At 70.8% G+C, this 12,212-nt stretch carries 9 protein-coding genes; 3 read left to right on the top strand and 6 right to left on the bottom strand.

All coding sequences use genetic code 11. The features are described 5' to 3' along the window. Positions 1–140 precede the first annotated feature (140 nt). The 5 genes from ACWGJB_RS12255 to ACWGJB_RS12235 all read right to left on the bottom strand — a co-directional run bounded on the left by ACWGJB_RS12255 (position 141) and on the right by ACWGJB_RS12235 (position 5,815). Entirely contained in the window at positions 141–1,379 is a 1,239-nt protein-coding gene (locus ACWGJB_RS12255; protein ID WP_360482046.1) for a branched-chain amino acid ABC transporter substrate-binding protein, read from the bottom strand. A gap of 302 nt (positions 1,380–1,681) precedes the next feature. Continuing rightward, entirely contained in the window at positions 1,682–2,275 is a 594-nt protein-coding gene (locus ACWGJB_RS12250) for a Tat pathway signal sequence domain protein (RefSeq protein ID WP_453380105.1), read from the bottom strand. Beyond that, on the bottom strand, positions 2,272–2,706 hold the full coding sequence (locus tag ACWGJB_RS12245) for a hypothetical protein (protein ID WP_453380104.1): 435 nt from the start codon (positions 2,704–2,706) through the stop codon (positions 2,272–2,274). The genes ACWGJB_RS12250 and ACWGJB_RS12245 overlap by 4 nt, the downstream gene beginning before the upstream one ends. 238 nt (positions 2,707–2,944) lie before the next feature. Then, positions 2,945–3,430 (bottom strand): PaaI family thioesterase, encoded by a 486-nt coding sequence (locus tag ACWGJB_RS12240; protein WP_453380103.1) that lies wholly within the window; start codon positions 3,428–3,430, stop codon positions 2,945–2,947. Positions 3,431–3,520: 90 nt separating this feature from the next. After that, positions 3,521–5,815 (bottom strand): FdhF/YdeP family oxidoreductase, encoded by a 2,295-nt coding sequence (locus ACWGJB_RS12235; RefSeq protein ID WP_453380102.1) that lies wholly within the window; start codon positions 5,813–5,815, stop codon positions 3,521–3,523. A 256-nt stretch (positions 5,816–6,071) separates the two neighbouring features. Between ACWGJB_RS12235 and polA the strand changes: the two genes are divergently transcribed. Then, the gene (polA, locus tag ACWGJB_RS12230; RefSeq protein WP_453380101.1) at positions 6,072–8,798 is read left to right on the top strand and encodes a DNA polymerase I; all 2,727 of its coding nucleotides are present in this window, start codon (positions 6,072–6,074) and stop codon (positions 8,796–8,798) included. 62 nt (positions 8,799–8,860) lie between these two features. Further along, on the top strand, positions 8,861–9,232 hold the full coding sequence (locus tag ACWGJB_RS12225; protein ID WP_453380100.1) for a hypothetical protein: 372 nt from the start codon (positions 8,861–8,863) through the stop codon (positions 9,230–9,232). Here the strand turns inward: ACWGJB_RS12225 and ACWGJB_RS12220 are convergent. Continuing rightward, positions 9,168–10,007, bottom strand: coding sequence for a DUF4184 family protein (locus ACWGJB_RS12220; protein WP_453380099.1), 840 nt, complete (start codon positions 10,005–10,007; stop codon positions 9,168–9,170). The two genes, ACWGJB_RS12225 and ACWGJB_RS12220, sit on opposite strands and share 65 nt — an antisense overlap. A 312-nt stretch (positions 10,008–10,319) precedes the next feature. Here ACWGJB_RS12220 and ACWGJB_RS12215 point away from each other — a divergent pair, with 312 nt between their 5' ends. Beyond that, entirely contained in the window at positions 10,320–12,080 is a 1,761-nt protein-coding gene (locus ACWGJB_RS12215) for a lytic transglycosylase domain-containing protein (protein WP_453380098.1), read from the top strand. Positions 12,081–12,212: the final 132 nt, after the last annotated feature.

The following is a 12,212-nucleotide window of genomic DNA, read 5'->3' as shown; positions in this document are numbered from 1 at the left end:
TCGGCGCGGGCCCCGCCTCCGCGAGGTCCAGGGTCCCGCTCTTGGTTGTGGGGGGGGGGGGGGCCGGCGCCGCGCGCGGGGGGGGGGCCGCCCCCCGCCCCCCCCCCCCCCCCGCGGCTCGGTGCTGCGGCGGGTGTGGGTCAGCTGCTCGGCGTGTACGTGCCGGAGGTAGCGGCCTTCCAGGCTCCGCCCGTGACCTTGTAGACGGTGAGCTGCTTGTTGGTCGCGTCACCGTACTCGTCGAAGGAGACCTTGCCGGTCACACCGTCGAAGGAGACGTTCTGCACCGCGGCGGTGATCTTCGCGCGGGCGTCGGACGGAAGCTTGCCGCCGTTGTCGTCGACGACCTTCTTCACGGCTTCGATGATCGACCAGGCGGAGTCGTAGGAGTAGCCGCCGTAGGCGCCGTACGCCTCCGTGTAGCCGCCGGCCTTGTAGTTGTCGACGAACTCCTTGGCGGAGTCGAGGGTTTCGACGGGGGCGCCGACCGAGGTGGCCATGTCGCCGGTGGCCGCGGTGCCCGCCAGCTTGATGAAGTCGTCGGCGTAGATGCCGTCACCGCCGACCAGGGGGATCTTGGCGCCCGCGGCCTTGAGCTGCTTGCTCAGCGGACCGGCCTGCGGGTACTCGCCGCCGTAGTAGACCACGGTGGCGCCCGAGTTCTTCACCTTGGTGACGACCGCGGAGTAGTCCTTGGAGTCGGGGTTGATGTGCTCGGTGCCGACCACCTTGCCGCCGAGCTTCTTGAACTCGTCGGTGAAGGTGGCGGCGAGGCCGGCGCCGTAGGTCTTCTTGTCGTCGATGATGAAGGCCTTGGTCAGCTTCGCCGTGTTGTACACGTACTGCGCGGCGTACGGGCCCTGGATGGCGTCCGTGGTCGCGGTACGGAAGTACGACTTGTACGGCCGCGCCTTCGTCGTCTGCCAGTTGTCGCCCTGGGTCAGCGCCGGGTTGGTGTTGGCCGGGGAGACCTCGACCAGCTTGGCGTCGTCGAACACCTTCTGCATGGACTGGGCGACGGAGGAGTTCAGCGGGCCGACCACGCCGTAGACGCTGTTGTCGCTGACGAAGGCGGAGGCGTTGGCCTGGCCGGAGGAGGGCTGGGCCTGGTCGTCCTTGGCCTCGATCTTGAAGGTGACGCCGTCGACGTACTTCTTCTTGTTGGCCTGCTTGACCGCCAGGTCCACCGAGTTCTTGATACCCAGGCCGAGCGCGGACAGGTCGCCGGTCAGCGGGGCGTCGACGCCGATGGTGACCGTGGTGCCACCACTGCCCGAGTCGGAGCCCTTGTCGCCGCTGTCGCGCGAGCCGCAGGCGGTGAGGGTGAGTGCTCCCGCTGCCAGAGCTGCGGTGATGGCGATGAGCGAACGTTGACGCACGATCAGTCCTTTCCCCTGAACAACCGCATCCCCGTGGAAACGGTCGAGTCGGGCGCCCTGTCGAAGTGAAGATTTCAACGGCGCCGTGACTGGCCGTGACTCTAAGCGGGCTGAGGGAACGTGGAGGAGGGTCTGACCGATGCTGTGACGCTCTTGTTATGACACGAGGTAATGCAGAGCGGTACATGGTGTCGAGAAGAGTGGAATTCAGGCCGATTCGCTCCGTCCGCATGGTGAGAACCCGCAGGACCGGCCGTAATCGGATCAGGCGTCTCGGGACTTTTGGTGATTACTCGAAGCGCTTACCGGCGGTTGCTGCAGGCGACTTTCAGGCCGCGTGACAGGTGTTGTGCGTAGCGGGACCCGAGGATGAAACTCTGTACTTGTATTGCGCGCGTATTACGCAGAGTTACGTCCAGGAAAGGAAGTCCGGCGTCCTTCGGAACCGTCGCACAGTCGGTCACATGCATGGTTATCGTGACGTCGCGCGGTGAGCCCGCCTTCGTCCGGAAGGGGACGCGGGGCGTCTCGGTCAGTGAGAGGCCGGCGTAGGGCTGGTTGATTTGGTCCACGGTGACCGGTGGTCCCTCCAGCACGCTCATCCGCACCGCGAAGCTGAAGCTGCGGATCGGGGCGCCGGGCGGAGTGGGCCGGTCGCCCAGGAAGGCGAACGCCACCGTCTGTGCGGGGTAAGGGACTTCGGGCGGCGGCGGGTCGTGCGGCCGGGTCGTGTAGAGGTAGCCGCCGCCGGCCAGCACGGCGGCGGTCACGGCCAGGGCGAGGGCGGCGCGACGGCGGCCGGGGTGCGGGGGAGGGGCGGTTTCCGGCTCGGGGAGGTCCCGGCCGTGGGTGCCCTCGCCCGGCTCGACGGGGCCGATGCCGGTCGTTCCGCTCACTGCCAGGGGCCTCCTGTCGGTGCGCCGTCGCGGTATCGCTCGGTGCAGGCGGCACGTGACCGGCGCTCGATCAACTGGTCTGCGGCAGCGGCACCTTGACGGTGTTTCACGGCCCGCGCGGCGTCCACGACGTCCCGGAGGATCTCGTACTGGCCGTTGGACAGCCCCATCGACTGGTAGTCGCCGTAGGTACCGCTGTCGAGCACCTCGCGTGACCAGTGCGCGACGATCGCGGCGCACAGCGCGGCGTCGGAGGTCGCCGAAGGTGACGCCGAAGGTGACGCCGAAGGTGACGCCGAAGGTGACGGGGAGCCCGCGGTGGTGTGAGCGGGGGTGCCGGTGGTGCCGGTGGTGCCGCAGCCGGTCAGCAGAGCGAGGCCGAGACCCAGTGCGGTCGCTCCACCCGGCAGGGTGCCTCCTCGCCGTCCCATGCGCCGACGTTAAGGGCGGGGACGGCGGGGAGCAATGGGCCCGTCGGTGACGGCTCTCGGCCGCGGGCGGCGGGCGGGTCCAAGCCCTGCGGCCGGGCGGGGCTCGGTCCTGCGGGTCGAGGGCACGCGGCCCTGCGGGGGCGACGGTGCTCAGCCCTGCGGGGTCGAAGGTGCTCAACCCCGGGGGCGACGGTGCTCAACCCTGGGACGAGGGTGCTCAACCCTGGGACGAGGGTGCTCAGCCCTGGGTTGCGGAGGGGAGAGAGTCGCCCTTCAGGTCGCGCAGCAGGCAGGTGAGTCGGGCCGTGCACACCCGACGGCCCTCCTCGTCGCTGATCACGATCTCGTACGTCGCCGTGGAACGCCCCCGGTGGACCGGCGTGGCCACGCCGGTGACCAGGCCGGAGCGCGCCCCACGGTGATGCGTGCAGTTCAGGTCGACGCCGACCGCGATCTTCGAGCTGCCGCCGTGCAGCATCGACCCGACCGACCCCAGGGTCTCCGCCAGCACCGCGCTGGCCCCGCCGTGCAGCAGTCCGTACGGCTGGGTGTTGCCCTCCACCGGCATGGTGCCGACGACCCGGTCCGCCGAGGCCTCGATGATCTGCACGCCCATCCGGGTGCCGAGGTGGCCCGCCGAGAACAGGGCGGGCAGGTCGACGCCGAGGGCGGCGTACTCGTCGATGACCTCCTGCGGGAACTTCACTCGCTGCTGCTCGCCCATGGCCCGGCTCCGATCGTCGTACGGCTGTCTCTCTCCACTGAGCAAACGCTCAGTAGGCCGCCGATTCTTCCAGACGGACTGAGCGTTTCCTCAGACGGCGGGCGTCGGCTGCGGCACACCGCTCTCCAGACGGACCACGACGGACTTGCTGGCCGGGGTGTTGCTGGTGTCGGCGGTCGCGTCGAGCGGCACCAGCACATTGGTCTCCGGGTAGTACGCGGCCGCGCAGCCCCGGGCCGTCGGGTAGTGCACCACCCGGAAGCCCGGCGCCCGCCGCTCCACGCCGTCCTTCCACTCGCTCACCAGATCGACGTACGACCCGTCGGCGACACCCAGCGCCCGCGCGTCCTCCGGGTTCACCAGGACCACCCGGCGGCCGTTCCTGATGCCCCGGTAGCGGTCGTCCAGACCGTAGATCGTGGTGTTGTACTGGTCGTGCGAGCGCAGCGTCTGCAACAGCAGCCGGCCCTCGGGCAGTTCGGGGTACTCGACGCTCGCCGCCGTGAAGTTCGCCTTGCCGGTGGCGGTCGGGAAGCGGCGCTCGTCGCGCGGGCCGTGCGGCAGCGCGAAGCCGCCCGGCTGCGCCACGCGCGCGTTGAAGTCCTGGAAACCGGGGATCACGCGCGCGATGCGGTCGCGGACGGTCGCGTAGTCCTTCTCGAACTCCTCCCAGGGGGTGGCGCTCTCGTCACCGAGCACCCGGCGGGCGAGCCGGCACACGATCGCCGGCTCCGACAGCAGATGCGGGCTCGCGGGCTCCAGGCGCCCGCGCGAGGCGTGCACCATGCCCATCGAGTCCTCGACGGTGACGAACTGCTCGCCGCTGCCCTGGAGATCGCGCTCGGTGCGGCCGAGCGTCGGCAGGATCAGCGCCCGCGCGCCCGTCACGACGTGCGAGCGGTTGAGCTTCGTCGACACGTGCACGGTCAGCCGCGCCCGCCGCATCGCCGCCTCGGTGACCTCCGTGTCGGGGGTCGCGGAGACGAAGTTGCCGCCCATCGCGAAGAAGACCTTCGCCTCGCCGTCGCGCAGCGCACGGATGGCCCGCACGACGTCGAAGCCGTGCTCACGCGGGGGCGCGAAGCCGAACTCCTTCTCCAGAGCGTCCAGGAAGGCCGGGGCCGGGCGCTCGAAGATGCCCATCGTGCGGTCGCCCTGCACGTTCGAGTGGCCGCGGACCGGGCACACGCCCGCGCCGGTACGGCCGATGTTGCCGCGCAGCAGCAGGAAGTTGACGACCTCGCGGATCGTCGGGACCGAGTGCTTGTGCTGGGTCAGACCCATGGCCCAGCAGACGATCGTGCGCTCGGAGGCGAGCACCATGCGCAGCGCCTCCTCGATCTCCGCGCGGGCGAGACCGGTGGCGGCGAGCGTCTCGTCCCAGTCGGCGGCACGGGCGGCCCTGGCGAACTCCTCGTAGCCGTGGGTGTGTTCGCGTACGAACTCCTCGTCGACCGCGTCTTCGGTCTCCAGGATGAGCTTGTTGAGGAGCCGGAACAGGGCCTGGTCGCCGCCGATCCGGATCTGCAGGAACAGGTCGGTGAGCGCGGCGCCCTTGAGCATGCCCTGGGGGGTCTGCGGGTTCTTGAACCGCTCCAGACCGGCCTCCGGGAGCGGGTTGACACTGATGATCTTCGCGCCGTTGGCCTTGGCCTTCTCCAGCGCCGACAGCATGCGGGGGTGGTTGGTCCCCGGGTTCTGCCCGGCGACGACGATCAGGTCGGCCTTGTAGAGGTCTTCGAGCAGGACGCTGCCCTTGCCGATGCCGATGGTCTCGCTGAGCGCCGAGCCCGAGGACTCGTGGCACATGTTGGAGCAGTCCGGCAGGTTGTTGGTGCCCAGCTCGCGTGCGAACAGCTGGTACAGGAACGCGGCCTCGTTGCTGGTCCGGCCCGAGGTGTAGAAGACGGCCTCGTCGGGGGAGCCGAGGGCGGCGATCTCCTCACCGATGATGTCGAAGGCACGCTCCCAGCCGACGGGCTGGTAGTGGTCGGCGCCCTCGGCGAGATACATGGGGTGGGTGAGCCGGCCCTGCTGGCCGAGCCAGTAGCCGCTGCGGTGGTGCAGATCGGCGACCGGGTGCTCGGCGAAGAACTCGGGCGTCACCCGGCGCAGGGTGGCCTCCTCGGCCACGGCCTTGGCGCCGTTCTCGCAGAATTCGGCGGCGTGCCGGTGATCGGGCTCGGGCCAGGCGCAGCCGGGGCAGTCGAAGCCGTCCTTCTGATTGACCCGGAGCAGCGTCAGCGCGGTGCGCTTCATCCCCATCTGCTGCTGGGCGATGCGCAGGGTGTGCCCGATGGCCGGCAGCCCCGCGGCCGCGTGTTTCGGCTCCGCGACCCGCGGCGCGTTCTGGACCGGGTCCCCCTTGGGCGGCTTCGTCGCCATCGCACGATCTCCCTCTACGCCGGCACCAGTGCCCTGTGGACCCGATACTCGCACGCGCCGCCGACAACGATCGAGGGCGGTCGGCCGAGCGCAACGGAACCAATGCTTGACAGAGTTGTGCCTCCCGGCTCACCCCGTTCTTGAGTTTTCCGCCGCAACGGCAATCAGCCACGACGGGTGCTGTCCGGCGGTGCCGGCTCACCGCGACGCGAACCGTCGGGCCTCGCTGTCAGTGCGGCGTGGCAGGATCGGGGGTGTGGCAGAGACAGCATCGAAGAAGACCGACAAGACCCCCAGTGGGACCCGCCCCCGGCTGATGCTCATGGACGGGCACTCGCTGGCCTACCGCGCGTTCTTCGCGCTGCCCGCGGAGAACTTCACGACCGCGACGGGCCAGCCGACGAACGCGATCTACGGTTTCGCGTCGATGCTGGCCAACACCCTGCGTGACGAGGCGCCCACACACTTCGCGGTGGCCTTCGACGTCTCGCGCAAGACCTGGCGCTCCGAGGAGTTCACCGAGTACAAGGCGAACCGCTCCAAGACCCCGGACGAGTTCAAGGGCCAGGTGGAGCTGATCGGCGAGCTGCTCGACGCGATGCACGCGCAGCGCTTCGCCGTCGAGGGCTTCGAGGCCGACGACATCATCGCCACCCTTGCCACCCAGGCCGAGGCCGCGGGCTTCGAGGTCCTGATCGTCACCGGCGACCGTGACTCCTTCCAGCTGGTCACCGAGCACACCACGGTGCTCTATCCGACGAAGGGCGTCTCCGAGCTGACCCGGTTCACTCCGGAGAAGGTTTTCGAGAAGTACGGCTTGACGCCCGCCCAGTACCCCGACTTCGCAGCCCTGCGCGGCGACCCGTCCGACAACCTCCCCGGCATCCCCGGCGTCGGCGAGAAGACGGCCGCGAAGTGGATCAACCAGTTCGGTTCCTTCACCGAGCTGGTGGAGCGCGTCGACGAGGTGAAGGGCAAGGCCGGCCAGAACCTCCGCGACCACCTGGAGTCGGTCAAGCTCAACCGCCGGCTCACCGAGCTGGAGCGCCGGGTCGAGCTGCCGAAGTCGGTCGCCGACCTGGAGCGCGCGCCGTACGACCGCAAGAACGTCGCGATGATCCTGGACACCCTGGAGATCCGTAACCCGTCGCTGCGCGAACGGCTCTACGCCGTCGACCCCGGCGCCGAGGAGACCGAGTCCGCGCCGGCCGCCGAGGCGGGTGTGGCGGTGGACGGCACCGTCCTCGGCACCGGTGAGCTGGCCGGCTGGCTCGCCGAGCACGGCACGCAGGCGCTGGGCATCGCCACCGTCGACACCTGGGCGCTCGGTACCGGCTCGGTCGCCGAGGTCGCGCTGGCTGCGGCCGGGGGAGCGGCGGCCTGGTTCGACCCCGCCGAGCTGGACGAGGCCGACGAGAACGCGTGGGCGGCCTGGCTGACCGACGCCGCGAGGCCCAAGGTCTTCCACAACGTCAAGGGCGCCATGCGGGTCTTCGCCGAGCACGGCTGGAGCATCGACGGCGTCAGCATGGACACCGCGCTCGCCGCCTATCTGGTCAAGCCCGGCCGCCGCTCCTTCGACCTCGACGCGCTGTCCCTGGAGTACCTGCACCGCGAGCTGGCGCCGGCCGCCGCGGCCGACGGGCAGCTGGCCTTCGGCGCGGACGACGGCGCCGAGGCCGAGGCCCTGATGATCCAGGCCCGCGCGATCCTCGACCTGGGCGAGGCTTTCGAGGGCCGGCTCCAGGAGGTCGGCGCGGCGGACCTGCTCCGTGACATGGAGCTGCCGACCTCCGTCCTCCTCGCCCGCATGGAGCGGCACGGCATCGCGGCCGACCGCGCGCATCTGGAGGCGATGGAGCAGATGTTCGCGGGCGCGGTCCAGCAGGCCGTGAAGGAGGCGCACGCGGCGGCCGGGCACGAGTTCAACCTGGGCTCGCCCAAGCAGCTCCAGGAGGTCCTCTTCGGCGAGCTGGCGCTGCCCAAGACCAAGAAGACCAAGACCGGCTACACCACCGACGCCGACGCGCTCGCCTGGCTGGCCGGCCAGACCGAGAACGAACTGCCGGTGATCATGCTCCGCCACCGTGAGCAGGCCAAGCTGCGGGTGACGGTCGAGGGCCTGATCAAGACGGTGGCGGCGGACGGCCGTATCCACACCACGTTCAACCAGACGGTGGCCGCGACCGGCCGGCTCTCCTCCACGGACCCGAACCTCCAGAACATCCCGGTCCGTACCGACGAGGGCCGGGCGATCCGCCGGGGCTTCGTGGTGGGCGAGGGCTTCGAGTCGCTGATGACGGCCGACTACAGCCAGATCGAACTGCGGGTGATGGCCCATCTCTCCGAGGACGAGGGCCTGATCGAGGCGTTCACCTCCGGCGAGGACCTGCACACCACGGTCGCCTCCCAGGTGTTCTCCGTCGACCGCTCGGCCGTCGACGCGGAGATGCGCCGCAAGATCAAGGCGATGTCGTACGGCCTCGCGTACGGCCTGTCGGCGTTCGGCCTCTCCCAGCAGCTGAACATCGACGCCGGCGAGGCCCGGGCTCTGATGGACACGTACTTCGAGCGGTTCGGCGGCGTCCGTGACTATCTGCACCGGGTCGTGGACGAGGCACGGGCGACCGGCTACACGGCGACACTCTTCGGCCGCCGCCGCTACCTCCCCGACCTCAACAGCGACAACCGCCAGCGCCGCGAGGCGGCCGAGCGGATGGCGCTCAACGCGCCCATCCAGGGCACCGCGGCGGACATCGTCAAGATGGCCATGCTGAAGGTGGACGGCGCGCTGCGCGAGGCGGACCTGAAGTCCCGGATGCTCCTCCAGGTCCACGACGAAATCGTCCTGGAGATCGCCCCGGGCGAGCGCACCGAGGTCGAGGCGATCCTCCGCCGCGAGATGGCCGACGCGGTCCACCTCAGGGCCCCGCTGGACGTCTCGGTCGGCGTGGGCCCGGACTGGGAATCAGCAGCGCACTAGCCTCCGGCGAGAGCCGACGGGGGTGCGTTCCCCCGCGACCGGCAGCGGCAAGGATGCGGGGCATGGGTATACGCATGCTTCACGGCCGGACGCCCCAGATCAGGCCCCCGGCCAGGGCCCGCTCCGCCGCGGCGCAGGTCACGGAGGCCTCGTCGGCCCCGGCCATGGCACCCGGCGCCAGCTCCGCCCGCATCCCCACCGACCTCGCCGTCACCGTGCGCAAAGCGGTCGCCCGCCTCCGGCGCAGACTCCGCACCCGCCCCGCCCCGCGGCAGTGGCTCGATCTCGCCCGCAGCTATCTCGCGCTGCTCCTCAGCGCGCTCCCCGGCCCTCGCCGCCCCCGCACCATGACCGTCTTCGTGGCGACCCTCACCGAACGGCCGAAGGGTTCCGGCGCACACCGTCGGCCACCGGAGCCGGACGCCACACCCTGACCGTCACGGCGTACCCCAGCACCCCGAGCAGCAGCCCCGCGCCCGCCCCGAAGAGCACCGTCGGCAGCAGCTCCCAGGGCTTCGCCGTCGCACCCCAGTAGGCCCACCACCGCGTGGCCCGCTGCACCGCGGCCACCAGCGCGCAGCCGGCGATCCCGACCCAGGCCCACCACCGGTCCCGTACGGACAGCAGCGGCACCCCCACCGGCTCCTCGGCCGGGGCCCGCCCTAGCGCACGGAGCACGAACACGGCGAGCACGGCCGCGGCCACCGCCGAAGTGCCGTACTGGAGCAGGGTGTAGAGCGGTACGCCCGAAACGTTCCGGCCGATCGCGGGGATCAGCCGGGTCCCCCAGCGATCGTGGTGTGTGAACGCGTCCCAGACGACATGGGTGAGCGCGCCGAGCACGGCGGAGACGTACCACCGGGCGGCGACGGAAAGACCGGCACGCGCGCGTGGCGCCCCGCAGCGCACCAGGGCCGCCGGGCGCCCCTGCCGGGTCCGGGGCAGCAGGGCCACCAGCGGCTCCCGTACCAGCACCCACAGCGCCACCAGCGCCCAGGAGAAGAGCACGTCCACGGTGAAGACACCGGTGAAGGAGTGCGTGAACCCGCCGAACTCCATCGCGTCCGGCACCGCGCTCGCCGCGTAGTAGGTGAGGTCGGGGGAGAAGGACCCGGCGAAGAGCACCGCCGGCACCAGCCGCCCGCGCCCGGTCCCGTCACCGCGCACGACGGGCAGTACGGCGGCGGCGTGGCTGAGAGTGAACGGCACCCGGTCTCCCTGGAGCAGTCGTCGGCCGGAGCGCCGAACAAGTGATCGCGTACGGCAAGTATCCGCGACACCACCATCGTTCAACGGGGAATGGCCAACTGGTGAAAATCGGGCACCGCCGGGTGTCCGCGGAATGGAAGTTGTCGTAGTGTCGCCTGGGTCGCCGCCCCGGCGGGTACTCCGGATGCGCTACCTCACGACACGAAAGAGGTAACAGGGGGCAACCACAGCACCAGGTCAACCGTCACACCAGAGGCGAGCAGACAGACGGAGACGGGCGCTCAGAAGGCGCCCATGGGAGGGGTTCACCTTATGGCGGCGCAATTCGGCAGGCGGCTGCGCAAGGGAGCGGCGACGACCGCCGCGGCCGCGTTGGCGGTAGCGGCTCTGTCCGCGTCCCAGGCACCGGGCGCGACGGGCGGCGACACGGGCCGGCAGACGAACGCCGGTGCCAGCACCTCCGCACCCGACGGAGCCGGCGCGGCCGACGGCGCCACCGGCAACTCGCCGTACTACACGGACCTGCCGCCGCTCAACAGCCCGAACCCCAGCGCCAGTCCCACCGCCTCCTCGTCGAGCATCGGCACCGCCGTCTCCCGGGGCGCGGCCGAGGCCGGCATACCCGCCACCGTCCTCGACGCCTACAAGAAGGCCGAGGCGGAGCTGCGCGGCTCCAAGCCGGGCTGCAACCTGCCCTGGCAGCTGCTCGCCGCCATCGGCAAGGTGGAGTCCGGGCAGGCCCGCGGCGGCGACGTCGACGCCGAGGGCAACACCCTGCACCGGATCCTGGGCCCGCAGCTCGACGGCAACGGCTTCGCGCTCATCCAGGACACCGACGGCGGCCAGTACGACGGCAACAGCCAGTACGACCAGGCCGTCGGCCCCATGCAGTTCATCCCCTCCACCTGGGCGTGGGCGGGCCGCGACGGCAACGGCGACGGCGTCAAGGACCCGAACAACGTCTACGACGCGGCGCTCGCCGCCGGCCACTACCTGTGCCGCAACGGCTGGGACCTGTCCGTCCAGTCCGCCATGAACAGCGCGATCCTCAGCTACAACAACTCGCAGGACTACCTCGACCTGGTGCTGTCCTGGTACGAGTTCTACCGCAAGGGCACCCACTCGGTCCCGAACGGCACCGGCACCGTGCCCAGCCACCGCAGCGACGACGACAAGCCCGGCAGCGGGTCCGGCTCCAGCGGCTCCAGCGGCTCTCCGACGCCCAGTGCACCGGGCACCCCGAAGCCCGACGAGCCGAAGCCGGGCGGCCCGAGCACGACCCCGACCCTGCCGCCCACGGCCACCGACACCGTGGACCACCTGGAGGACGCGGGCACCGCCAAGCTCACGGCGATGGCAGGCGACGCGTTCACCAAGAGGATCAGCACGCGCGCGGAGACCAAGGCGGGCCGGATCGTCGCCAAGGTCCGGGTCCGGTTCACCATCGTCGGGGACACGGACGCGACCTTCACCGGCGGCGAGAGCGTCGCCACGGTCACCACCGACAGCAAGGGCGTCGCGGTCGCACCGGCGCTCCAGGCGGGCGAGAAGACCGGTGACTTCACGGTCCGCGCCAGTGTGGTGGGCCGTACGGCGAAGGGCGTCGACTACGCGGCGAGCGTCACCGCGCGCGCCGCCGACACCCTCGCCCTCGCCAACACCACCGCGCTGACCAGCACCCCCGGCGCCGAATTCGCCGACCAGGTGCAGGCGAACGCCACCTACCGGGGCGCCGTCGCCGACCAGGTCGCCGCCACCGCCACGCTCGTCAAGTCGGCGGACGACGCCACCGAGAACGACAAGGGCCCGTACTTCAAGGACGCGAACGGCAACCCCGTCCGGACCCTCACGGACCTCAAGACGGACGAGAACGGCCTGCTCACGCTGCCCAAGCTGTACGCGGACGACACCACCGGCACGTTCCTGCTCCGCATCACCACCACCGGCGGTGCGACCCTCACCGTCGAACTGACGGTCGCCGCGGCCGACACCTCGCCGAGCCCGTCGCCGAGCCCGTCCGCGTCCGAGTCCGCGTCGTCCTCCGCCTCCCCGAGCGCTTCCGCCACCCCCTGATCCACGGTCGTACGACCACGAGGGCGCCCTCCCGCCGACGCGGGACGGCGCCTTCGGCGTCGTACGACCTGTTCTCATCTCACTCTCCCGTTGCTACGGTGCCCGCACCTGACGATCCATCAGGAAGACCGT

Source organism: Streptomyces sp. NPDC054813, from assembly GCF_053611365.1.
This window is presented reverse-complemented; position numbering and strand designations above follow the sequence as displayed.

Bases quoted from the DNA above. Each gene is read 5' to 3' on its own strand.
- ACWGJB_RS12245 (WP_453380104.1), bottom strand. From the start codon at position 2,706: ATGGGACGGCGAGGAGGCACCCTGCCGGGTGGAGCGACCGCACTGGGT.
- ACWGJB_RS12240 (WP_453380103.1), bottom strand. From the start codon at position 3,430: ATGGGCGAGCAGCAGCGAGTGAAGTTCCCGCAGGAGGTCATCGACGAG.
- ACWGJB_RS12235 (WP_453380102.1), bottom strand. From the start codon at position 5,815: ATGGCGACGAAGCCGCCCAAGGGGGACCCGGTCCAGAACGCGCCGCGG.
- ACWGJB_RS12225 (WP_453380100.1), top strand. From the start codon at position 8,861: ATGGGTATACGCATGCTTCACGGCCGGACGCCCCAGATCAGGCCCCCG.
- ACWGJB_RS12215 (WP_453380098.1), top strand. From the start codon at position 10,320: ATGGCGGCGCAATTCGGCAGGCGGCTGCGCAAGGGAGCGGCGACGACC.